This is a genomic window from Photobacterium swingsii, from assembly GCF_024346715.1.
In the GTDB taxonomy this organism is placed as follows: domain Bacteria; phylum Pseudomonadota; class Gammaproteobacteria; order Enterobacterales; family Vibrionaceae; genus Photobacterium; species Photobacterium swingsii.
The window spans coordinates 3,760,448-3,785,198 of record NZ_AP024852.1 but is presented as its reverse complement, the minus strand read 5'-3'; the positions used below and the strand labels follow the sequence as shown (position 1 = coordinate 3,785,198).

The following is a 24,751-nucleotide window of genomic DNA, read 5'->3' as shown; positions in this document are numbered from 1 at the left end:
TCCCACTATTTTAACACTGACAATAATCATCCTGACAACTAAGGTGTTTATTATTTGTCAATCTGAGGGTTTGATTGTGAATGTTAAAACTCTAAATGAGCTTTCTTTATTAGATACTGCACTGTCAGCCGAATACTCTAAGTACATAACATCTGCTGCTAAATCTTCAGTCGCAGAAAACAAAAGACAGTCATTGTTGAATATTTATGCGGCTTATTGCTATTTGATTGGACAAGGTAACTACACAGCATTTGAAATATTGAATGACTCAAACCAACTCAATGCGCACTTCCAGTCGCTCATCGGTTTCATTTATGACTGCTTCGATGGTATCACTATCAAACATAGATATGGTCTATGCCGCGAGCTAAAACGCTTTTTTCGCCACATTGCACAGGATAAACAATTAACGCTTGATGAAGTGCAGCTGTCGAACGCCAAAATTTCAGAGGACACTTCGAGCTGTCTAGCGCAATTTCTTAAGCTTAAGATAGATAAGACAAGAGCTGACTACTTAAATGGTTGGCAGGTAGTATCAAAGGAAGGCAAAAGCGTTGAGGCTCATCTTGATACTCTTTATGTGAATTTTGGCGAAGCGTTTACCAACAGGGTTCATCTTGCTCTAAAAAACTATGCTTATACACAAAAATCAATAACTTTAGTTCAAGTATCAATAATACTCAAACAGCTTTTTATCGGCATGTCCACAGTTTATAACGAAAGGGACGGACTAACAATAGAAGCCCTCCTGAGCCGCAATCATGTGCAGCACTTTTTCCACAAGATTTTTAAGGTGCTATTTGTTCGCTCCCAAGCCGCTCAGCATTGCCCAAAGAGTTTTCATGTTAAATGGCGAAGTACAATTAACTATTATACAGACTGCTTTATCAACACTGGTGTTTTCTCTGAACCACACAAGCCTTTCATCGTTCCAGCCTGGAAAGACCCGAAAGATGCAGCGCCCACATTTTCGATTGGCGGTGACGCAACGGAGAAAGAAAGCTATCGATGGTTTGCCGACATCCCACTCAAAATTAAAGATGAAGAGGCTGTTTCAATCATTCAGCAACGCCTAGAGCGAGACATGGCACACATAAAACATGTATGTCTCGTGAAGTTTGAGGAACTTTTAGAACGAGAAGAAAGAAATAAAGCATTCCTCAAAACAGGTCTGGTTAAACCACTGAGTGGCACTTTAGGCCACCTTCAATATAACCACTTTGTCGGTGCAGATAAGCTAGACAATACGGTAGCAACCTTTTACGCACACGGCATAGCTGCGAAAGATCACTATCTATCATTTTTGGGATTTTTTGGTAATGCCAGCCAACTTTGCACTGAGTTAAACTTGCCCTCTAAATCAACACTAAGTGCTCTTTTAACACTACTTGTCATGGAACACCCAAAAATAACACCCTCTTGGCTAGCAAGATGGGAGCTATTTGATGTCAATGGCAATATAGTGGGCTACAAGCAGGTTGGTAATCAGTATATTGCAGTAAGCTATAAATCCCGCAAAGGACCAACCAATGCGCAGCAAGAGGTTGTGCTTAATGAGTTTTCTAAATCTGTCGTTGAGTTTTTGATACAACATACTCACATGGCGCGTGAATACCTAAAAAAGAACGGAAATATCAATTGGCGAAAGATGATTTTGACCGCAACCGCTTCCAACGTGGTGTGCCCAAGCAAACTTAATCAAACCCTTCACTCGGCAAATGATTTTTATGATTGGCTTCAGGATAAATCGCTCTTTGATAACAGCAGCGGTATCACGCTAAAAGATGCCCAAGCCATTTCTGATATACATACGTTGCGCTCGATTAGGCGACACCGAGGCCTCCAAATTTATCTGAAAACACGTTCAATGGATGCGGTTGCCGAGGCGCTGGGTCATGAAAAGAAAGATGCCAGACTACTGACATCTTATCTACCTAAACCATTGATGGACTTTTTTAATGATCGCTGGGTGCGTCAGTTCCAGAATGCCATTTTGCTTGAAGCCATGAAAGACTCAGTACATTGCCTTGATGCCGTTAACATGAGCGCCGAGGACATTGAAGAATTCCTAAACAATCACGGCATCAGTAATATTCCAGAGCATTTCGACCACGGTTTTAATCAGCAGGCCGCTACTGACAATGAAACCTCTGAATTCTTAGTGTTCGACCAGTTGACGTACACTATTTCCACCTCTCTTTTGCAGCTATTGATGGCGATACGCTTTATTGTTGAGAGTAGAGATGATGAGTCTTCATTTTTAGATATTGTTTTCCATTGGTATCAGTCGGCGGTGTTTATCCTAGATACCCTAAATTCAGGCAAGCATAGTGCTGATACTGATTTAATGGAAATGCTTGATATTGCGATTAATAACAAGCTTGATGCTGATTTAATTAAAGGAGCGTTGCTATGTTAAGTGTCGCTATCGACAATACCTCCATTGCTAGTCTCATTGAAGACATCGTGCTAGACCACTCGACTCTGAATGGTCTTAGCATAGAAACGCTTGAGCAAATTATAAATTTCTCAGTAGCCAATAATGATTATCGAGCATTAGACATCATCACTCATATCCACACTGGCATCTACGGCTACGATGAAAGACAACCCGAGTGGTTAGAATCCAGTTTTTCCGCACCTAAATGGACACTAACATTCGGTAAAATCCCAAAAACAATCCACTGGGATAGCGTGTACCTGGATGATGGAAAGAAGCTCACGGACACAACGCATCGCAAGTTATTAAACAGTTTTAAATACTGGATCACGGCGACAGATAACCCGCTTGAAAATGGTGGCAAAATTATCAGCCCAACAATGGCTTCTATAAAGGTTAATAGAGTTATCGCCCTAATAAATGCCATCCTGTTGCATTCAAAGGAATTGAAGCTTGCAAAATATCACCTGCAAAATGTGAATGATGACTTCTGGTTGAATATCTTGATGAAATTCGCTGAGCACGGAAATTTTTATGGGGTATACGAGTTTGATAAACGCACCAAAGCATTACTGGACGATGTTTCTCAGGGGATTTTAGATGCAGATGCTCAAAGGTTTAGAGAAAAATACCCCTACATTGGGCGAGATATTGCCCAAGATGAGGTTTTCTTATCTTTAGAAGCGAGAGACAAAGCGTGTGCTTGGCTTTTTGAGCAAGGTTACTATCAAATGAGAACAAGCATTCTTTACGACGGCAATACTGCAGTATTAAACAAGTTGTTATTTGATGGCAAGATTCTTTACCAAGGCATTAATGCTCCCAGGTATCCAGAGCTTCGCCTCAAAGAGCCAAGTCGAGACTCAGAATATTGTGCTGTTGAGAATAGGGATACCTCAATAGGCACGAATCAAAAGACAATATCACAATACATTGAACTCATTCGATTGATTCACACCAACTTTGAACGTGAGGATGTCGCAAGACCTTTAATCCTATCTGAGTGTGTCAGTGCGGGTAGCATTGGTGAGTTAGTTGACCTAAAAAAGTTAGGACGAACCCGCACCTTGCCGCCTAAGTTTGTGTTTAACCTAATTCGTCAATGCTATGAGTTTGCCAAAGAGCATCTGCCGACTGACAAAGGTGCTGTTACCTTACTAGACGAAATGCTAACTCTGCTGTCTAAAGCAAGAAGGATATCTACTGGGAAAAAATCTAACCCTCATCGCCCACGTCAAAATAGTTCAGCATGGGATGAAAAATTACATCGAGAGATGTCTAGTTCGGAACGAGGTTACTGGTTTCAAAAGGAAGCCATCAATTGCCTGAGCAGTGAGTACCTAAGAAAAGGAATAAAACAGGTTCAGGGTTTTACAGAAGGTGTCGAAAATCGCCACGAACGAATTAGAGCCAACGAGAGTTTGTTTGAACTGTTCTCGGTGCTGCAAGGCGCTATACAGGTCTTGGTGGGAGCCATCATGGCGCGGCGACAAGATGAGTTAGTCAAACTGAAGTCACATGGCAACTTATCTCCCAATGTAGACCCTTTTTCAGAAGAAGGGTCAAAGACAGAGTACAGTTTGATATTCAGGGTAAAGAAAACAGGCTCAAAGGGGGTCAATGCGACCATAGAAAGACCAATCCCCTTATCTATCGCTAAGCTTATTTGGCAACTTGAGCAATTTAACATCAAGGCAAGTGAATTAAATTTAGACAAAGGAAAGTTGTCTCTGTTTAATAATTTAGACTCAAAGAAGAGCCAGTTAAGTCAGGTACATCACACAACCTATAATGCACACCTCGATGCGCTGTGCGATTACGTCGAAACGGACTTGGTAGAGTATGACAACGGTGAATACCGCCGTAATTACGTTCGTCAGCACCAATTAAGACGCTTCTTTGCGATGGCATTCTTTTGGTCTAAGGGGACTGATGGGATGGACGCCCTACGTTGGATGCTAGGTCACTCAGATTTGGAACATCTATACCATTACATCTCTGAGTCAGAGACAGGGGCGGTACTCAATGGAGCGAAGGCGAGCGTGATTGTTCGTGGTGTCGTCGATTCCACTTCTGAGCTTGCCAAGCTCGATGGAGTAGAAGAGATTCGAAAAATTATTGCAGAGCGCCTGACTGGCGATAGTTCAACGCCGATCACCATAGAGTCTGTGAGCGAAGCGGCAGAAGATTACGATGATGAGTCTTACCTAACCGTTCCTCATATTAGCCAAATTCAAAAAGAGCAGGACATTGAAACAGAGGTTATTCACCTTCTGGAAGAGGGGCGGATCACTCTGGAGCCAGAGTTTTTTACCATAGAGGATAGCGATGGTAATGTCACTCAAACATTTAACCTCATTTTAAAAATCAAAGATCTTGATTAAGGATTGGGCTAATGAAAGTTTTAGAGAAAAACCAAACCAAGGTACTTGAAACAGAAAAGTTTTTGAGAGAAATAATCACATCTCCCGCTGAGTTTAAAGATGATGAAGAGCTTATTAAGGCTCTTAAATCACAATCTGGCATCGCTAAGTATCAGGATCAGGAGCGTAATATCATATCATGCTCATTAAACACGGTTAAAAGCATCTCAGAAGCACTTTTAGAGAGAGGCTTCGTATCTTTAGATGAACTACGCATTAATGCAAAACTGGCGATAGAGGCTGCACATCACGATGAGAAAGCTTCCAAAGGTAACAAACAAACAGTCGTAGGTTTAAAGCATAAAGTCGCAGAGCTAGAGTCTGAGTTGGATGCAGCGCAACGCAGCAATTCTTTACTGACCGTTATGGTCTCTGAGTTGCGTTCTAGGCTAAAGCAACTAGCGCAGCATGAGGGCACAGTAGAAGAGCGACAGGAGCTTTACCGAGAGCATAATCGGAAGATTGAAGCACAGATGAATTACACATTGAATGGAGAGATTTGATGGCGGTTCGTAAGCTTAAAGGCTTTGAACAATGGAGCCACCTTGGGTTTGATGGAAAACTTATCTTTCGTAAGCCTTTAGACATCCCTTTCGTTACTTACAGCAATCATGTGCCTTGCTATGAAGCCAATGCCTACATCCATAGTTTGATGGTGAGAAACTTAAAAAGTGACACGATTCGGGGGTATGCACACGATATTATTCACTTGGTGCATTTTATTGAAAAACAGCCGATATTGAGCCGATTTAGCCAGCTTACAGACGCAACATTCACCCTTTTCGTCCAGTCACTACAGGCAGAGAGAACGCCGTTTGGCGAACTAAAACGCAAGAATAACTCAGTTATAAAGATTGCACATACCTGTCTGGATTTTTTGCAGTTTATCCAAGAGTTTCATGACTTGAGTGCTTTTATTGGCAAAGATAAAGGCAACTCAATACAGATACTTGAAAAGCATTACAAACGTAAACAGGAAGGACGCAAAGGGTTCATTGAAGGCACTAAAATTACGCACTCTGCTGTGCCAACAAAAGATGAAATCAAGAAACGCCACCCTGTTTCGGAAGATGATGCCTTACGTGTGTGGGAGTTTATCAAGACTCAGAAAAACAAAGATAAGCGTAGAAGGGACATGGCGCTATACACCGCAATGGAGCAACTAGGCGGTCGTGTGTCGGAGCTTCATCTGATTAAAATGACCGATTATGAGGATGCTAGACGGACAGGTATGCTTACCCTTACCACTTTAAAGCGTAAGGACGATAACACCACTCGAAAGATTCCCGTGCCACACCTTTTGTTATCAATGATTGCGGATTACGTCAAAGTTCGTAAGAAAGCGATGAGGAAAAAAAAGGTTCAGCATGACTACCTCTTTATCAGTTTAACCACAGGCCAACCCTTATCTGCTGACTCATGGACAACGTACATGAACGCTTGGAAAAAAGAGCTTGGCATCGAGGGTGAGTTGCATCCACACCTGTGGAGGCACGCATTCATTACAGACAAGCTTAAGGAACTTATTCTTGCCACTAAAGAAGTGAATGACAAAGATGATTTCCGAAAACATCTGCTTCATACACAAACATTTAAAATGCAGCTTCAGCAGTGGACAGGTCACACAATGCTTAGTTCATTAGATATCTATATTGACCTCGCATTTGCAGATATCCACGGCTACACAGAGGTTTATAATGCAGTATCTCTAAAGTCAAGTGTTGACTTGGCAAAACGTCAGATTGAGTTGTTAGAAGAACAGATAGCGAGGAAGGAGTTAACGCCTACCGCAGCGCTCGGTGAGATGAAGAAACTATTGAGAGCTTTTCAATCTGATATAGACAAAAGCATTGTCCCTTCGTCATAGTAAAAGTTCATCACCAAGCGGTCATGTAACACGTCTTTGGACAGAAATCATTTAGAGTCGAAGGTCTAAATAACCTTAGATTCATTATTTTATGTATTTTGACCCTACCAATACCTCTCTACACATGAAAACCAATAATGAATAAATACGCAATGCCCCTTGTAGTGGTCAACTAAAATTGTCCACGGTTTTAGAGTTTTCCCAATATAATCGTTCTGATTCATTGGGAGTTAGACCTCCGTTATACTGATGTGGCCTGAGTTGGCAGTAATATCCAATGATGTAGCGAGTGATCTCTTGTTGAGTCTCAGCAAAGCTACGATAACCCACCGTTGGCACCCATTCCGTTTTTAGACTTCTAAAGAAGCGTTCCATTGGCGCATTATCCCAGCAGTTTCCTCGGCGAGATAAACTCTGTTTTATTTGAAAGCGCCACAGTAGTTGGCGGTATTTACGACTGGTATAGTGACTACCTTGATCGCTATGGGACATGACACCTTTTGGCTTGCCGCGAGACTCATAAGCCATCGACAAAGCTTTGCCTGTTAACCGACTATCAGGTGATAAAGACATCGACCAACCAATCACTTTACGAGCAAAAAGATCGATAACAACCGCTAAATACATCCACCGATTACCCGTCCAAATATACGTAACATCGCCAACCCATACTTCATTTGGGGCGGTAACAGCAAACTGACGACCTAAGTGATTTGGAACTTCAATATGCTCTTGTGAAGCCTTTCTGTAACGATGTTTTGGCTCTTGGCAACTCACTAAACCAAGAGTTCTCATCAGTTTTTTCGCTCGGTAACGACTCAGCTTTACGCCCTGATTTGTGACTATATCTGCAATGGTTCTCGCTCCCGCAGAGCCATTACTTACAGAGTGAGCCTCACTGACCAAGCTGCGCAATTTTACTGTTTCAGCATTAATTACCGTTGGGTGTTTAAGCCAATAGTGATAACTACTTCGATGAACATTGAAGACTTCGCATAATGTTTTTACGCTGTAGCTCTGCTTGAGTTTCTTGATTATCAAGAATTGTTCAGTGAGTCCGACATCAACAGAGCCGTGGCTTTTTTTAATATTTCATTATGCTCTTCAAGGCGAGCCAGCTTCTTTTTTAATTCCCGAATTTCTATTTGCTCAGGAGTCATAGGTGAAGCTTTCGGTGCTTTCCCTTGGCGTTCTTCTCTAAGCTGGCGAACCCATTTATCCATCGTAGATTTACCTACATTCATGGCTTGAGCAGCTTCAGCTACGGAGTAGTTTTGATCGAGCACTAACTGTGCCGCTTCCAGTTTGAATTCGGCACTAAACAGTCGTCTTGTACGTTTTGTCATAATGTCACCTATTAACTTATGAGGTGATGATATCACCTCTAACTAAGTGACCAAATTCACTATGCCACTACATAACCAGTATAGTGGCCACTTATTAGAGTGAAAAAGTATGTTAATTCTCTATATAACAAACTTTAGCGGAAAGCATAAAGGGGTAGAAGCTGTCGAACTAAGGCGCTCTTGTCCCAAAGCGGGTCTCGATTCCAGACGACTTAACACTAGCTTGGGTATCAAATGAACTAGCTTCTATTCCAACGCCATATTATGGGCATGATTTACATTACAAACCAGCGTTACGCTGTGTGCTATTGACTCCCCCAAAGAGTTTAATTGTAAGGGCTTTGTTATTACTCCATTGGCACCAGCATCAACGAACGCTATCGCTGTTTCTTTGGTAACATCAGCGGTACAACCAAGAATAACCCCTTGAAAATCATGTTCATTTCGTATTGATTTTGTCGCTTCTATGCCTCCCATTTGTGGCATTTGATGATCCATCAAGATTACGTCAAAAGAACATTGGCGCACCCTTTCAACAGCTTCTACCCCGTTAGATACAATAGAAGTAGTAAGCCCTAGCTTTTCACACAAGCGTTTAGCAACAAGTTGATTAATCCGGTTATCCTCAACGATAAGAACTGACTTACCGGAAAAGTCTTCTTCGTTTGAGAGCTTTCTTTTATCTTGGAAGGTGGTTCCCCTTGGGCTTATCACTTTTGCTGCAAAGCAACTTCCTGAACCTAACTCACTTGTGACTGTAATATCCCCACCCATTGATAAACATAATTTTTTTACTATGGATAAACCTAACCCTGTACCTCCAAATTCGTGCATCGTTCTAACATCTGCTTGTTCGAACGCATTAAAAATACCGTTTAAACGATGTGATGGTATACCAATTCCAGTATCAGACACTTGAATAAAAAGCTCACTTTTTTCATTGTCATATTTTAAGACAACCTTAACCTGTCCATCAGAGGTAAACTTAATGGCATTCCCTACCAAGTTGTAAATAATTTGACGTATACGAGCTTTATCTCCGACTAAAACAAGATCTTCAGGCAAACTACTGGTGTCGAATATAAGCTGAAGATTTTTGTCAAAAGACTGCGGATAAAAAGAGTTTTTTATTGGCATCAATAGCTTGTTTAGTTCGAATTCTTCCTTAACAAAAACTAGATTTCCTTGTTCTAGATTTGAAAAATCAAGAATTTCGTTTATGACTACCATTAGGTGTTCACCTGACTCTAAAAGCGTATCTAAGTGTGTCTGAATAGTTGAATCTTTATTGTCAGATATGAGTAACTGCGTCATTCCTATAACACCATTCATTGGGGTTCTTATCTCATGACTCATTGTTGCTAAAAACATGGACTTAGCTAAGTTGGCTTCCTCCGCCTTATTTACAGCCCCCTGTAATGCTAACTTGGTTTTTTTCAATTCTATAATGTAGTGGTTAAGGTAAAGGAGCACGACAGAGAAGACTAAAATAATCAATAGTATCAAGGTATAAACGGTTGCTTTGCTGGTTAAGAATATGTTGTCCATCAAACGTGCGTGAACATGTTCCGCTGCTTCATCCATCTCTTCTGAAAAAACTTGTTTCTCTAATTCGTTTAATAAAGATTCTGATACGGTTTGTTGTTTTGCTTTAAGTATTTTCTCAAGTAATGCCAATTGTCTATCAGCAGTTTTTACGTACTCATCAATTATAGAAGGAAGTGAGTTGCCTAACCAAAGCATTTGAGGAAATCTAACGTTAACGTCATTGCTGGCTTCCTTTAAAGTGTTTAACTCGTAAGTTAGCTCTTGTACTTCAGAAAGTAGTTTATTTATCTTGTAGTCAACATCTTCTGGCTGAGTTAAATGAACATAGCTTCTCATATGGACAAGGCTTGCTGAATGGGCAACGTGTGAGTTTTCAATAGCCTCTAGAAGAGAGTTTTGAGTTTTAAATGAAAAGAATAAACTGAGAGTTATGCCCAATGCTAGCGCAATTAAAGTTTCCATAACGTTGAACATTGGTGAGTGTTCATTATTCACTTGAGTCCTCCAGATGGAATTCATGGATAACAGGTATAGAGCTTTCTTTTTCAATATAATCAAAAAAGCAAGCAACCATAAATAGCCAAACAATTAATGCTATCCATACAAATACGCTTGTCTTATTCACCTTCAGGCACCTCTCTTTTTCCATATGCATAAAGTTTAGAAGAACATAGCTTCAGTAGCCACTCAATTTTTGTGACTAAAGTCAACGAAAAGAAAATGGTAGGGGTATGAAACGCTTAAAGTTGTTGGAGTAAGGCGCTGTTGTCCCGAAGCGACCTTACCAACATAAAAAATCATTTTTACTGCATGAGTCTTGTTGCCGTCACATGAGCAGGGTTTGGGTAAATTCCGGTTGTCTTCGAACACGCATGTTATGGCTGAAAATGATAATGGGGCATAACTGTTTTAGCTGGTAGTTTTGCTCTTTATCTGAACTTTGTGACTAAATCAGTAGTTGCACCTAACGACTAAGTGAATACTCATTCATGAGGAGGGGCTAGATGAAGACGTCAGATTGAACGGATAACATAGCTACTTTCTCGACTAAATAGAAAAAATGACCTACCGTTCCGCTAGCATCTGAAGCGATGCGCTCCACTAACTCGGACAACACTCAAAGCCTCAAATTGACAACATTTATTACTCAAACTTGATATTAGGAAAATGCCAGAGTTTGAACGTAAAGTGTTGGACTCATTGCGTGAGCCGCTAGAGTCAGGGGAGATTGTGATTTCTCGCGCGACCAGTAAAGCGACCTTCCCTGCTCGTTTTCAGCTTATCGGTGCCTTGAACCCTAGCCCAACAGGCTATTACGAAGGTAACCAATCACGGACCAATCCACAGGCGATTTTACGTTATTTAAGTCGCCTTTCTGGGCCGCTATTGGACCGTTTTGATATGTCGATTGAGATCCCATTATTGCCACGCGGCACATTGGCTGAAGGGGGCGATCGGGGAGAGCCGACAGCGGTGATCCAAGCGCGGGTACTGCAGGCGAGGCAGTTGATGGTTGAACGTTCGGATAAAGTGAATGCCCTGCTATCGACCCGAGAGTTAGACCGTTATTGTGGCCTAGCCAAGGCGGATGCGACCTTTCTCGAAACAGCGCTTCATCAATTGGGCTTATCCATTCGTGCGTATCACAGGATCATCAAGGTAGCGCGTACCATTGCTGATTTGGCGGGAGACAGTCAGATTTCGCGTTGTCATTTAGCGGAAGCGTTGGGCTATCGGGCGATGGATCGGTTGTTGAAGCAGTTAAGTGCGCAAGTTGTATGACTTAAGGGCATTATCAAAAATAAAAAAAGGGCGCAGGTGCCCTTTTTTGGAAATTTGGTAGCTGTTATTTCTTATTTTTTAAGCAAGAAATTAACCAACTCAAAATACTCTTCAGCCGATTCAATTTCACCGGTTTGTACTAGGTATTTATTGTTCACCACAACCGCAGGAACACCTGTTAGGCCACTATCTTGGAAGGCTTTATTGTAACGGTTAACCATAGAGTTCACCGCAAAGCTATTGAAAGCGCCGTCGTAGTCTTCAGCTTTCACGCCTTCATCTAAGAAAATTTGGCGTAGCTCAGCATCGCTGCGTGGGGCTTTTTGCATACCGTGAATACGGTTAAATAGCACAGGGGTCATCTTATCATCGACACCTAAGGTGATTGAGGTCGCGTAAGCTTTGCTCAATGATTTACCCATAGGGCCACCCATGAAAGAAACGTGATTCTTTTGGAATTTTGCGTTTTCAGGCAGGGTCTTTTTGAGCTGCTGAATCATAGGCTCAAAACTATTACAGTGTGGGCAGAAGAATGAAAAATATTCGGTAACTATAGGTGTTGAAGACTTAGGTAATTCCAATACCTTGTAGTAATCCCCTTCGGTGAATTTAGCCGCTTGTACAGAAAACGATAACAGTGTGGCACTGGCAATCGCTAAAATTGTCTTCATTATACGCATGAAGTCTCCCTTATTTGGTGTAGTTAGTGGTACTGATTAACGATGTCTCACAGTACGATTTTGGTTGGGATCAATCCCTTGTAATTATTGATTGTTGTCACAGTGATTTGTGTTACTAACGCTTGGTTACCATTGTGGCATAAGCTGTAGCGGTGCCTCATGCAGTGCTGCAATTTGTTCTTTAAATGCGAGCACTTGGCCTTCCCAGTACTTATTGTCTGCAAACCAAGGGAACGCCCGTGGGAATGCAGGATCCTGCCAACGTTTAGCAAGCCAAGACATATAATGCACCATTCTAAGACCGCGTAAAGGCTCAATTAGTTGCAGCTGATTATGATTAAAATCAGCAAATTCATTATAACCTTCAAGAATGGTATCGAGCTGGGCCAGCTGGTCATGACGATCGCCATTTAATAGCATCCATAAATCTTGAATGGCAGGACCGTTACGGGCATCGTCGAGATCGACAAACATCGGGCCATCACGCCATAAAATATTGCCTGGGTGGCAATCACCATGTAAACGTAGGGGCTGCCAGTTGCTATGCCATTGTTGGCTCAGTTCACCAATCAAAGTATCTAGATCGGCAAAGAAAACATTTTTCAGGTGATCGGGAATAAAATCAGCATTTTCGAGGATCTGACGCGGCTGATGTAAATATTCTTCTAAGCCGATCGTCGGACGGTGTTTGAAAGCGGAGCCTTGGCTAACTTGGTGAATACGGCCAAGAAAGCGCCCCACACCTTCAAGCTGATCAAAATTATCCACTTCAAATTGACGTCCGCCAACACTCGGGAATAAGGCAAAGCGGTGGCCTTGGTAATGTAGCAAGCTTTCACCGTCGAGCTTAATGGGAGCAGCGATGGGAATGTCTTGTTCAACCAGCTCATGGCTGAAGTCGTGTTCTTCTTGGATTTGTTCGTTGCTCCAACGCTGAGGACGGTAGAACTTGACGACATAGCGCGAACGATCTTCTGCTTGAAATTGATAAACTCGGTTTTCATAGCTATTAAGTGCTAACAGGCCTGATTCTGCACGGATGCCAGTACTGTCTAAGGCATCAAGCAATAAATCAGGGGTGAGATCAGAAAAACTAAAGCTTTGTTGTGTCATGGAGGTGTCCACAGCCGAATGAATGGGAAAGAGTATACCACTAGATCAAAAAAGGACCTGTGCTGGTCCTTTTCTGAGGCTTGCAAAGAGGTGCGCTAACAATAGCGACGTTGCTGAGTGACTGTCTTTTCAGACATTAACGTAGCTCGCCGATGAAGCGACTTTCCGTGTGTAATGGCTCCCCCGCATCGCTAGCGGTGTCTTGCATAATGAAGGTGATATCAGCAATTGGTGTTGTCAGATCATATGGGTCGATCCCAAGGCTGATCGGCAAGGTATAAATTTCACCTGCTGCCACATTGACCGTTTGGGCACCGTACCATTCCACACCATCTAGCCCATCAACAGAGAGTTGGTAAGTTCGCGCTTGCTGGGTTTTATTTAGAATTTTTAAGGTGTATGTGTTTTCAATTAAGCCATCGTTGTTTTCTTTGAACAGCTGGCTACGATCGCGAATAACGTCTAACCCCATCGGATTCACACTGGCGAGTAAAACGAAAAACAGCCCTATCATGGCGATCATGACCGCCCCGTAGCCGATCAGTTTAGGACGCATCACCTTGGTGTGCTTCCCTTCTAATTTGTGTTCTGTGGTGTAGCTGATTAAGCGTGTTTCATAGCCCATGCGATCCATGGTTTCATCGCAAGCATCGACACAGGCACCACAGTTGATGCACTCATACTGAAGGCCATCACGAATATCGATCCCTGTGGGACACACTTGTACGCACAAGTTACAGTCAATACAGTCACCAAGCCCAAGTGCTTTCGGATCTTTTTTGCGAGGTCGTGGACCACGGGTTTCACCACGGTCGGTGTTATAGCCAACAATGTAGGTATCTTTATCAAACATGGCAGATTGGAAGCGCGCATAAGGGCACATGTGAATACACACAATCGAGCGCATCCAACCAGCATTGGCATAGGTGCAACCTGCAAAAAATAACACCCAAAATCCTGCCGAAAAACTGGTGTTAAAGGTGAAGAAATCGATAAACAGTGTTTTAACCGGAACAAAGTACCCAACAAATGTCAGTCCTGTTAATAAAGCGACCGCAATCCAAGCAATGTGCTTGAGCGCTTTTCGAAACAGGAGTTTAGGTGTGAGCTTCATGCCATCTTGCTTACGGCGCTTGTTGGCTGCCCCTTCGAGCTTTTCCTCAAACCAAATATAAATAAAGGTCCATACGGTTTGTGGGCAAAAATAGCCACACCAGACTCGGCCTAAAAAAGTGGTGACAAAAAATAAGGCAAAGGCCGCTATCATGAAAACGGTGGCGAGTAAGGTTAGGTCTTGTGGCCACAATGTGGTGCCAAAGAAATTAAATTGCTGCTGGCCGATATCGAGCAATATGGCTTGGCGATCACCGTAGGGAATCCAAGGTATCCCCATAAAGAGTACCATCAATACCCAACCCATTCGTTGGCGTAATTGTTGATAAATCCCTTTTACAGCCCGGACATAGATGCGGTTACTGGGGTTAAAACGATCGGCGTTGCCTTTATGGGTTTTGGGGTTGAATTGTTGCGGGGTGACATCCTTAATCTTTATTTTATCTTGGCTCATGACATTACTTTCCTTGGGTGCCCACGCAAAGGTGTGCAGTTTGATCAGATACGTTGCCTGATCGCTATAAATGATACGCGTATGTTATCAACTGATTATATAACAGTCGGTTTGCGGATTACTCTAGCACGGTCATAATTTCTGTAATCGGTACAGAACAAGCGTTTTTAGGCTATAACAGAAGGAAAGTGAGGAGAAAAAACATCAGGTGAACAGTGAAGAAACCAAGTGTGCTCACCCAATGTTAACTTGCGAAGATGAAGGATTAGTGTGAATTATTTAATGATGCCACGCGCACGTAAAATAGCGGTTTTAAAGTCATTTTCACAATCTTTCGCTAAACCAGGGATCATTTCTTTTTGATCGCTGTTGCGCATTTTAAGGTGGTAAATCAGAACATCGTCGGTCAGATCTTCGAGCTTGCCTTCAAACTTAGCTTCTTTCGCTAGCTCTAGCAGGAACTCGATCAGGTTAAGTTCTGGGTTCTTTTTCCACTCAGGGTGGATCAGTTCAATCAGTTCGTTAACGCGGTGGGTTTTCATTTTTTCTCCACAATGAAGGCTGAATAAATTGTCATGTTTTTATTGTGGATAAAGTATACCAAGATGGATTCTGAAAGGAAGGCAGCAAGGTCTGCTGCCCTGTAATCTCTCTGGCTATGCTGCTTTCTCACCAGTTTTTTTTGTGGCAATCATGGTTTGACTTGGCATCTGGTGAATGTCAGCCGACACTTGCGGTGCAGTGCGAGCTTTAAAGCGTGGCGCATGCGAAGTGGTACGAGACAGAGATGGACTACGGGTATTAGAGCGAGCGAAAGTCATTGGGCGCATGGTTTTTACCTACTAATCAGGCACATCCATGGCCAAAAATGGATTACAAATGAGATTACGCTAGCACTGTGGCGGATTGGAGTGTCATGACCTTGGTGTTTAGCGTGATACTTACCGTCAGAAAACGCGGCTAGGATACCAGCAAGCTTTTATATAGTCGAGTGAATTATGAACAATGTATTCTTTTGTTTTGGATGATAGTGGCTCATAAAAAACGCAAAAAAACGGATATCTGATACAAGTGTGAAGATAAGCCGTTTCACCATGCTGGCTTTGTGGTCTAATTGCGCCGTATTAGGCTGATCAATATAGAGCAGCGATAAAATAAATTGGCAACTATTATAAAAAGAGCCTTTGAGGGGGAATAATGGAGCGAGATCAGCAACGGTTAGTCACTAGCCGAAACCTGTCGTATCGGTTAGCTGAGTCAATTGGTCAGCGTATTTTAAAAGGTGAAACGCCACCGGGTGATATCTTACCGGGTGAAGTTGAGCTGGGTGAAATGTACGGTGTAAGTCGAACGGCGGTACGCGAAGCAATTAAAATGTTGGCGGCCAAAGGTATGGTGCTGCCACGTCCGCGTATTGGTACTCGGGTATTACCAAAACGTAACTGGAACTACCTCGATCAAGACTTATTAGCGTGGCTCGATTTTGATGATTCGGGTGAGTTGGTTGAAGAGTTTCAGCGTGTGCGTTTAACCTTAGAGCCTGAAGCCGCTGCGTGTACGGCGCTCAATGCCAGTGATGCCGATCGTGATGAGTTGGCGAGCTTGGTACATGAAATGCACAAACTCGGTGAGCAGTTTGATCAAGAGCGTTGGATTGCGGTTGATACCCGCTTTCATCAGTTGATTTATTTTGCCTCGGGTAACCACTTTATCAGCCCATTTGGCAACTTGTTCAAGGCTGTCTTTGAGAGCTACTTCCGTATTATTACGCGTGAACGTATGTTGAAGCTTGAGCTTCACCAAAAAGTGGTTGATGGTATTTTAGCGCGAGACCCAGAAGCGGCTCGCAAAGCGACGATTGAGCTATTGAAGTAATCGTTAGGACGGAGCCTTGCTATTTGTGGCAGGTGCTCCGCATTCTTACCTTTCCTATTTGCCGGCTTCATTTTTAATGACTTCCCTTACTTGCCCTTTCTACACCGGCTTATTGTCTAGATTGTAACTTACTAAATAGACTTGCGATTTTTAAGTGGACTGTACAAGATAGAGTCAACTTATCTTTAGCATGATGATTATTCACTATTCGTCTGCATCATCGATAGTGCAGCAACTTTCTTGCCGTATCGATGCAATGCGCAAGGAGGATGCATGTCTTTATTTCGTAAGAGTCTCGCCAGTTTTGGTATCGGCGCTGCTAAAGTCGATACGATTTTACCTCATGATGTTTTGATCCCTGGGCAGCCCTTGCCGATTGAAGTTCGAGTGCAAGGTGGTGCGACTGAGCAGCAGATCGATAATATTCACTTGGTGTTGTGCTGCCGCTATCTTGATGAAGTGACAACAGGGCGCGGCGATAGCGATCAACGGAAAGAAAAAATCCCACAAACCTGTAAATTGGCGGAGTGGTCTTTGCCTGAAGCGTTTGTCATTGGTGCTCAAGAGGAACGGCAGTTTGCTTTTACCCTCGATCTTCCATTTAACACCCCTGTGACGATTGGCGATGCCCAAGTCTGGCTCGATACCTCGCTAGATATTGCGATGGCGGTTGATCCGAAAGATAAAGATACACTGACGGTTCGCCCTGAGCCTTTGATGGATGGAGTGTTCACGGCATTAGAGCAAGTGGGGCTGCGTATTCGTCAGGTGGAATGTGAAGCGGCAAAAGGCTTTGCGCTGCCTTTCGTACAAGAGTTTGAATTTGTACCGGTTTCCGGTCCATTTCATGGGCGTTGGCGTGAATTGGAAGTGGTTGCGTATCGTGATGAGCAAGGGCTACAACTCTGGTTTGAAGTAGATCGTCGCTTGAAAGGTGTGTCAGGTATGTTGGCGGGTTTTCTTGGACGTGGTGAGTTGAAGCGTGAATTGCAAATCAGTGCTGATTGCTCACCGGAGGCGGCGGGTGAGCAAGTGGTGGCTTTCCTTGATGAAACAACCTAATGATGGCGAGTTGGAAGAGGCTTCATTGCGTTGGCAGTAAAAATACAGATTAATGCAATTTCAGCGTACAAGTGTACGCTAAGTTGTGCGATACTGCTCTTAAGCTGAGTGTTAACTCTATTAGGAGCGATAACAAATGAACAAGAATGCCGGGCCGCAATATTCGGTAGCCGAAGAGATTGCCAACAGCGTGAGTCATGGTCTTGGCATGCTGTTTGGTATCGTCGGATTAGTGTTACTACTGGTTCAGGCGAATGATCTGAATGCCGATACAATGAGTATCGCCAGTTTAAGCGTTTATGGCGGCAGCATGATTTTGCTGTATTTAGCGTCGACCCTGTATCACGCGATTACGCTAGAAAAAGCGAAGCGAGTGTTGAAAACCTTAGATCACTGCGCGATATATTTACTGATCGCAGGGACCTATACCCCATTTTTGTTGATCACATTACGTACCCCACTTGCCATGACATTGATGGCGGTAATTTGGGGGCTTGCGCTATTGGGGATCGCCCTTAAGATTATGTTTGTATACCGTTTTAAAAAGTTATCACTGGCTACCTATTTGGTGATGGGATGGCTAGCGTTGATTGCGGTGTACCAGCTGTCTTTATCTTTAGCGACTGGCGGTTTAGTGCTGCTGGGATTGGGCGGGGTGATTTACTCGCTGGGTGTGGTGTTCTACGTCAATAAGCGTATTCCTTACAATCATGCGATTTGGCATTTATTTGTCTTAGGCGGCACCATTTGTCATTTCTTCGCGATCTATTTATACGTAAAACCTATTTGATGAGTGGTAACTGGATTGCGTGAAGGTTTGAGCAAACAATAAAAAACGGCGCTGATGAGCGCCGTTTTTGTATCTATCGTTTGGTGTTATCAGAGAAAACGCTGCTTAATTTCGCCAAAACGCAGGGAAGAACACGACGAGTACCGTTAAGATCTCCAAGCGCCCCATTAACATCCCAAAACTCAGAACCCATTTAGCAGCATCGGGCAAGGTCGCAAAGTTGCCTGTTGGCCCTATGATGTTACCCATCCCGGGCCCGACGTTTGCGACTGCCGTGACGGCACCTGTAATACTGGTAACAGGATCCAACCCCAGCATACCGAGAATGGCTGCAACCACCACAATTGTGATAATGAAAGTCAGGGCAAAAGCCACCACAGAACGGACGATACCATCGGTCACGGGGCGGCCATTATAGCGTTGAATGAAGACACCTGATGGGTGGATCAGTTGCATCATTTGTTTACGCAATAAGGCAAAGGCGACTTGGAAACGGAAGATCTTAATCCCGCCTGCGGTTGAGCCTGAACAGCCGCCGACCAACATAATGAAGGCAAACACAATCGCCGGGAAAGCTCCCCAGTTGGTGAAGTCATCGAGGCCAAAACCTGTGGTGGTGACCACGGAGATGATATTGAATAGCGAGACTCTAAACGCATCAATAAAGGCGTAATCTTTATCGAACGTTAGCCATAGCGCCACTAACAACCCAGTTGTCAGCACTAATAGGGTAAAGCCTCGTACTTGTGCATCGTTAAATAACGCGGTCGCACTTTTCTTTCTCAGCATTTGTACAAACAATAAGAAAGGTAAACCGCCAGCAAACATAAAGATGATGGCCACCCAATGCGCGGCATTGGAGAAATGGTTCATCGACCCATCTGAGGTGGAATAGCCCCCAGTTGAAAGCGTAGTAAAGGCATGATTGATGGCATCAAAGGTATTCATGCCCGCCAAGATATAACCGATGACGCACAGACCCGTGAGGATCAAGTACACATTGACGATATTCTTGGCGACGCTTTTGGTTCGTGGTGAGCTTTTATCTGACCAATCTGATGATTCAGTTTGGAACAGTCGCATCCCACCGACGTTGAGCATCGGTAAGATCGCCACCCCCATAACGATGAAGCCGACACCGCCTAGCCATTGTAGCGTTGAGCGCCATAGCAAAATGCTGGGCGCCATATCATCAAGACCACTGAGCACAGTTGAGCCTGTGGTCGTGATCCCAGACATGGTTTCGAAGTAGGCATCGGTAAAGCTGATATGGTTAATGAACACAAAAGGCAGTGCCGCGAAGGCACTGGCGATGGTCCATACCAAGGTAGTGATCAAGAACATATCGCGTACGCCGAGCTTAAACTCATTGGTACGACCAAAAGTGAGGCATAGAAATGCCACGACATGGGTGATGATCACTGCGGTGGCAAAATCAATAAAGCCACCGGTGCCAGTAAAAAACGCCACTAAAGTAGGGACGTACATGAATAAGGCGATCTTTGATAAGACCAGCCCAATCACGAATAAGATAGGACGGTAATTAACCATAATACTTTATAAGAAGAACGGACTTGGTTGGAACAGGCGTTCTACGTCTGGGATATATTTCTTATCAACCAAGAACATCACCACGTGATCGTCTTGTTCAATAACCGTTCGGTCGTGGCCAATCAGCACTTCTTCGCCACGCACAATCGCACCTATGGTAGTGCCCGGCGGTAGCTTAATATCACTGATGGCACGCCCCACCACTTTGGATGTGCTGGCATCACCGTGTGCAATGGCTTCAATGGCTTCTGCTGCACCACGGCGTAGCGATGAAACATTAACGATATCGGCTTTACGCACATGGGTTAATAGCGCCGAAATGGTGGCTTGCTGCGGTGAAATCGCAATATCTATTGTGCCACCTTGGACCAAATCAACGTAAGCACCGCGCTGAATAAGCACCATGACTTTCTTGGCACCCATACGTTTGGCAAGCATCGCCGACATAATATTGGCTTCATCGTCGTTGGTCACGGCAATAAAGACATCAATTTGTTCGATATGCTCTTCGCTGAGAAGCTCTTGATCGGAGGCGTCACCACAGAACACAATTGTGTTCTCTAGCATTTCGGATAAGTTTTCAGCACGCTCAGGGTTGCGTTCAATGAGCTTCACGCTGTAGGTTTGCTCTAATCGACGTGCTAAACCTGCACCGATATTACCACCACCAACAATCATCAAACGCTTATAAGGCTTTTCAAGACGTTGCAATTCACTCATGACTGAACGGATATGATTGCTTGCTGCGACAAAGAAGACTTCATCATCGGCTTCAATAATCGTGGTCCCTTGTGGGCGAATAGGGCGGCCTTGGCGGAAAATAGCCGCGACACGGGTATCAACATGGGGCATGTGTTCGCGCAAGGCGGATAACGCATTACCGACCAGTGGACCACCGTAGTAGGCTTTTACTGCGACCAGACCGACTTTATCTTCTGCAAAACCGACCACTTGAAGTGCGCCTGGATACTCAATTAAACGCTCAATGTAACCCGTAACCAGTTCTTCTGGGGCAATCAGGTGATCAACCGGTACGGCATCTGATTGGAACAGTTGCTCTTTTTCTTTCAGGTATTCAGGAGAGCGAATACGCGCGACACGGTTGGGCGTGTTAAATAAAGAGAAGGCAATTTGACAGGCAATCATATTGGTTTCGTCAGAGTTCGTGACGGCGACCAGCATGTCGGCATCTTGTGCGCCTGCATCGCGTAAGGTTTTAGGGTGACTCGCAAAGCCTTGTACGACACGCAGATCATACTTATCTTGCAGCTCACGCAGACGCTCGGGGTCTTTATCAACGATAGTGATATCGTTGTTTTCACCCACGAGGTTTTCTGCGAGTGTGCCCCCGACCTGACCGGCTCCGAGGATAATTATCTTCATAGCATTCGCCTGATTACATGTCTCTAGTGTTGGACGATGGCACGTTAGCGCCTGACTCTAATACGACGTAGCTTACTCCGATTTTACAATCAGGCTAGATTGAAATAGCCTGATTGTTATCGTTTTAGCGGTAGATGTAACTTATTGCTTCTTCAATACTGCGTAGTAGAAGCCATCCATTTGTTCTTCACCGGGTAGGATTTGACGACCTGGGTTCGCTGGATCGCTATCCACTAAGGTGGCATCAGCAGTGCGACTTAGGAAGGCTTTTACTTGCTCGCTATTTTCTTGTGGTGTGATCGAACACGTTGCGTAAACCAAAGTACCGCCTGACTTGAGCTGTAGCCACATAGCATCAAAAATTTCAGCTTGAAGCTCGGCTAATGCCGCAATATCGTCCGCACGGCGTAGCCATTTGATGTCTGGGTGACGACGAATAACCCCTGTTGCAGAACAAGGAGCATCTAGCAAAATGCGATCAAATTTTTCACCTTGCCACCAATCACTTGGGTAGCGAGCATCAGCACACAGCACTTGCGCGGTAAGGTTCAAGCGCTCAAGGTTTTCGTGTACACGCGATAAACGGTGTTCATCACAGTCGATCGCAACCACCTGGGTATCGGCTTGGCGCTCCATGATGTGTGCCGTTTTACCGCCAGGTGCGGCGCAGCAATCAAGGATAAGTTCGCCAGATTGTGGCTGTAGGTACTCAACCGCTAATTGTGCCGCAGCATCTTGAACGGATACCCAACCATCAGCAAACCCCGGCAGTTGAGTTACATCGCATGGCTTCAATAGGCGCAAGGCATCGCCCGCTTGTGGGTGCAATTCTGTTGCGATCCCTTCATTGTCGAGCAAGGTGCGGTATGCATCACGCGTATGGTGCTGGCGGTTTACACGCAGCCACATCGGCGCCTTGGTGTTATTGGCTTCAACAATCGCTTCCAGTTGCTCTGGGTAGCTATTTTTAAGCAGTTTTAGTAACCAGCTTGGGTGACCGTAACGACCCGCATCATGGCTGATAGATTGCTCATCCAGCGTGGCTTGCTGACGCTGGTAATTACGTAAAATGGCGTTGATTAAACCACGAAGCTGTGGCTTCTTAAGGTTTTTGGTGGCATCAACCGTCTCAGCAACGGCAGCATGTGCGGGAATGCGCATGTGACCCAGTTGGTATAAACCGACTAGGATCAGGTGGTGGAAAACCCGTTGTTTGCCTTTTAATGGCTTGTCCATCAGTTGGTTGGTGATCGACTCTAAACGCGGCAACCAACGTAGTACGCCATAACAAATTTCCTGCAATAGCGCTTGGTCTCGCTCTCTGACATCTTGCTGAGCAGCAGGGAGTACGTTGGAAAGGGATTGGCCCTGATCAACAACCTGATAGATAACTTTGGCTGCAGCGGCTCTTACATTCATGCGGATTTTCCTGAAATTCTTTGTAACCTTAATACCAAGAAGTATTAAGCGATAATGTTGCGTTTTTTCTAGCGCAGTAGAAAAGAAAAGCCAGTGCAAGCACTGGCTTTAGCATTACAAAACAGTGCCGGGTTCAAACCATTCGCGGCGAGAGTTCAGCAAATCTTGGCTTTGCATCGCTTTCTTACCCGGAGGTTGTAGCTCTATCAGACGTAATGCACCCTTACCGGTTGCAACCACAATACCGTGCTTGTCAGCGGAAAGAATCGTGCCCGCAGGTTTGCCTTGGTTGTCGGTTTCCACGGCACTGCGCCATACTTTGACGTTTTGCTCAGCAACGGTGAAGTAGCTCATTGGCCAAGGATTAAAAGCGCGAACGCAGCGTTCAATTGCTTCGGCATCCATGGTCCAGTCGATTTTAGCTTCTTCTTTGCTGAGCTTTTTCGCGTAGTTAGCCAGTTCATCATCTTGTTTCACTGGAACGGTTTTGCCTTCAGCAATATCACCTAGACAGTCAATTAAGGCATCTGGGCCTAATTCAGCCAGTTTGTTGTACATGGTCGCGCTGGTATCTGTTGACTCAATCGGCAGCGTAGCGATTTTCAACATGTCACCGGTATCTAGACCTATGTCCATCTGCATGATGGTGACACCGGTTTCCGTATCGCCTGCCCAGATAGAACGTTGGATAGGTGCAGCACCACGCCAGCGCGGTAAAATTGAACCATGAACATTGATACAACCCAGTTTCGGGGTATCCAACACGGCTTGCGGCAATAGCAAACCGTAGGCAACCACTACCATAAGATCGGCATTCAAATCGCTCAGCACTTGCTTGGCTTCATCGGATTTGAAGTTTTCGGGTTGGTATACGGGAACGTTATGCTCTAGTGCCAGTGCTTTTACTGGACTGGCCGTAAGCTTCTTACCACGACCGGCTGGGCGGTCTGGCTGAGTGTAAACGGCAATAACTTCATGCTGTGAAGACAACAACGCCGCCAAGTGACGGGCGGCGAAGTCTGGCGTACCAGCAAAAACGATTTTCAAAGGTTTGCTCAAGGTAGCGTCCTTAAAAGTTTGGCTTATTGGGTCTTTTCGTTGAAACGTTTGATTTTCGCTAACTTGTCTTGAATGCGTTTACGTTTCAGAGGTGACAAGTAATCGACGAAAAGTTTACCCGCTAAGTGGTCAAGTTCGTGCTGAACACAAATCGCAAGTAGGTCATCGGCTTCAAACGAGAATGGGTTCCCATCACGATCGAGTGCTTTTACGGATACTTCTGCGGCACGTGGCACAAGGGCACGAGCACCAGGAACAGAAAGACAACCTTCTTCAATACCGTCTTCACCACGTTTTTCAGTGATTTCAGGGTTAATCAGTACCATAGGCTGATTGCGTTCTTCAGAGATATCAATCACTACGATGCGCTGATGTACATCAACTTGTGTAGCCGCAAGGCCGATACCTTCTTCGTCGTACATGGTTTCAATCATGTCATCGACAATTTTTTGGATCTCAGGGGTAACTGCTTCAACTGGCTTAGCTACAGTGCGTAGGCGATCATCTGGGAATGTTAATACTTGCAATAAAGACATAGGTACTCGAAAAATGAACAGTGCCGAAAATTAATTTGTTCTAATTCTAGTCATTTTAACGATCAAATAACAGCATCCGTGATGAATGTTCAATATCTGTGGTTGACTGTAAAGTTCAGTAAACAGTTTTCGGCAAGTTCAACAGCCTTGGTGCGCGTTGCTGCAAAGGTAAAATTGAAAGCGTGACGTCCGCCGAAAAGCGATTATTCATTGGTGTTGGGGGGATAGACACTGAGCCTTTGCCACTGTCACGCTGGGCGCTATCTATAGACAAATCGCTACAGTAACAGCTTGCCAGAAAATGGATCTG

At 44.3% G+C, this 24,751-nt stretch carries 19 protein-coding genes and 1 pseudogene; 8 read left to right on the top strand and 12 right to left on the bottom strand.

The features are described 5' to 3' along the window. Positions 1-76 precede the first annotated feature (76 nt). The 4 genes from OCU77_RS17210 to OCU77_RS17195 are packed head-to-tail and all read left to right on the top strand — an operon-like array spanning position 77 to position 6,730. Entirely contained in the window at positions 77-2,419 is a 2,343-nt protein-coding gene (locus tag OCU77_RS17210) for a hypothetical protein (protein ID WP_048900117.1), read from the top strand. After that, on the top strand, positions 2,413-4,824 hold the full coding sequence (locus OCU77_RS17205) for a hypothetical protein (RefSeq protein ID WP_048900092.1): 2,412 nt from the start codon (positions 2,413-2,415) through the stop codon (positions 4,822-4,824). The genes OCU77_RS17210 and OCU77_RS17205 overlap by 7 nt, the downstream gene beginning before the upstream one ends. 11 nt (positions 4,825-4,835) lie before the next feature. Continuing rightward, positions 4,836-5,366, top strand: a complete 531-nt coding sequence (locus tag OCU77_RS17200) for a hypothetical protein (protein ID WP_048900093.1) — start codon at positions 4,836-4,838, stop codon at positions 5,364-5,366. Then, positions 5,366-6,730: a tyrosine-type recombinase/integrase gene (locus OCU77_RS17195; RefSeq protein ID WP_107303112.1), complete on the top strand. Its 1,365-nt coding sequence runs from the start codon at positions 5,366-5,368 to the stop codon at positions 6,728-6,730. The genes OCU77_RS17200 and OCU77_RS17195 overlap by 1 nt, the downstream gene beginning before the upstream one ends. Before the next feature lie 168 nt (positions 6,731-6,898). On the opposite strand, the gene OCU77_RS17190 is transcribed toward OCU77_RS17195, so the two are convergent. Together OCU77_RS17190 and OCU77_RS17185 are read right to left on the bottom strand one after the other, a co-directional pair. Next, positions 6,899-8,076, bottom strand: a protein-coding gene (locus OCU77_RS17190) for an IS3 family transposase (protein WP_107303111.1) whose coding sequence is annotated in 2 segments (ribosomal slippage) — positions 6,899-7,818 and positions 7,818-8,076 — 1,179 coding nt in all. Because the reading frame shifts where the segments join, the coding sequence is not laid out codon by codon here. A gap of 246 nt (positions 8,077-8,322) precedes the next feature. After that, positions 8,323-10,098: an ATP-binding protein gene (locus OCU77_RS17185; RefSeq protein WP_048900118.1), complete on the bottom strand. Its 1,776-nt coding sequence runs from the start codon at positions 10,096-10,098 to the stop codon at positions 8,323-8,325. 669 nt (positions 10,099-10,767) lie between these two features. Here OCU77_RS17185 and OCU77_RS17180 point away from each other — a divergent pair. After that, a pseudogene (locus OCU77_RS17180) lies at positions 10,768-11,406 on the top strand (ATP-binding protein); the annotation flags it as partial. Positions 11,407-11,477: 71 nt separating this feature from the next. Here OCU77_RS17180 and OCU77_RS17175 read toward each other — a convergent pair. From OCU77_RS17175 to OCU77_RS17155, 5 genes are all read right to left on the bottom strand, one after another. Continuing rightward, a complete protein-coding gene (locus OCU77_RS17175) occupies positions 11,478-12,077 on the bottom strand; it encodes a DsbA family protein (protein WP_390624773.1) in 600 nt (199 codons plus the stop codon). A 135-nt stretch (positions 12,078-12,212) separates the two neighbouring features. Continuing rightward, complete coding sequence (locus tag OCU77_RS17170) at positions 12,213-13,199, bottom strand: serine/threonine protein kinase (RefSeq protein ID WP_048900096.1); 987 nt, start codon at positions 13,197-13,199, stop codon at positions 12,213-12,215. 136 nt (positions 13,200-13,335) lie between these two features. After that, entirely contained in the window at positions 13,336-14,766 is a 1,431-nt protein-coding gene (gene ccoG, locus OCU77_RS17165) for a cytochrome c oxidase accessory protein CcoG (protein ID WP_107303110.1), read from the bottom strand. Positions 14,767-15,041: 275 nt separating this feature from the next. Next, positions 15,042-15,308 carry a YihD family protein gene (locus OCU77_RS17160; RefSeq protein WP_048900097.1) on the bottom strand — a complete coding sequence of 89 codons (267 nt, stop codon included), beginning with the start codon at positions 15,306-15,308 and terminating at the stop codon, positions 15,042-15,044. Between the two features lie 114 nt (positions 15,309-15,422). Next, complete coding sequence (locus tag OCU77_RS17155; RefSeq protein ID WP_160314729.1) at positions 15,423-15,596, bottom strand: hypothetical protein; 174 nt, start codon at positions 15,594-15,596, stop codon at positions 15,423-15,425. A gap of 367 nt (positions 15,597-15,963) precedes the next feature. On the opposite strand from OCU77_RS17155, the gene OCU77_RS17150 reads away from it, so the two are divergent. The 3 genes from OCU77_RS17150 to trhA all read left to right on the top strand — a co-directional run bounded on the left by OCU77_RS17150 (position 15,964) and on the right by trhA (position 18,493). Then, entirely contained in the window at positions 15,964-16,641 is a 678-nt protein-coding gene (locus OCU77_RS17150) for a FadR/GntR family transcriptional regulator (protein ID WP_048900098.1), read from the top strand. A gap of 273 nt (positions 16,642-16,914) precedes the next feature. Beyond that, the gene (locus OCU77_RS17145) at positions 16,915-17,703 is read left to right on the top strand and encodes a sporulation protein (protein ID WP_048900099.1); all 789 of its coding nucleotides are present in this window, start codon (positions 16,915-16,917) and stop codon (positions 17,701-17,703) included. A 136-nt stretch (positions 17,704-17,839) separates the two neighbouring features. Beyond that, a complete protein-coding gene (trhA, locus tag OCU77_RS17140; protein WP_048900100.1) occupies positions 17,840-18,493 on the top strand; it encodes a PAQR family membrane homeostasis protein TrhA in 654 nt (217 codons plus the stop codon). A gap of 105 nt (positions 18,494-18,598) precedes the next feature. On the opposite strand, the gene OCU77_RS17135 is transcribed toward trhA, so the two are convergent. From OCU77_RS17135 to def, 5 genes are all read right to left on the bottom strand, one after another. Then, the gene (locus tag OCU77_RS17135) at positions 18,599-20,044 is read right to left on the bottom strand and encodes a TrkH family potassium uptake protein (protein ID WP_048900101.1); all 1,446 of its coding nucleotides are present in this window, start codon (positions 20,042-20,044) and stop codon (positions 18,599-18,601) included. A 6-nt stretch (positions 20,045-20,050) separates the two neighbouring features. Next, a complete protein-coding gene (trkA, locus tag OCU77_RS17130; RefSeq protein ID WP_048900102.1) occupies positions 20,051-21,427 on the bottom strand; it encodes a Trk system potassium transporter TrkA in 1,377 nt (458 codons plus the stop codon). A 141-nt stretch (positions 21,428-21,568) separates the two neighbouring features. Continuing rightward, positions 21,569-22,846: a 16S rRNA (cytosine(967)-C(5))-methyltransferase RsmB gene (rsmB, locus tag OCU77_RS17125; RefSeq protein ID WP_048900103.1), complete on the bottom strand. Its 1,278-nt coding sequence runs from the start codon at positions 22,844-22,846 to the stop codon at positions 21,569-21,571. Between the two features lie 114 nt (positions 22,847-22,960). Continuing rightward, entirely contained in the window at positions 22,961-23,905 is a 945-nt protein-coding gene (gene fmt, locus OCU77_RS17120; RefSeq protein ID WP_048900104.1) for a methionyl-tRNA formyltransferase, read from the bottom strand. Positions 23,906-23,928: 23 nt separating this feature from the next. Continuing rightward, positions 23,929-24,441, bottom strand: a complete 513-nt coding sequence (gene def / locus OCU77_RS17115) for a peptide deformylase (RefSeq protein ID WP_048900105.1) — start codon at positions 24,439-24,441, stop codon at positions 23,929-23,931. Positions 24,442-24,751: the final 310 nt, after the last annotated feature.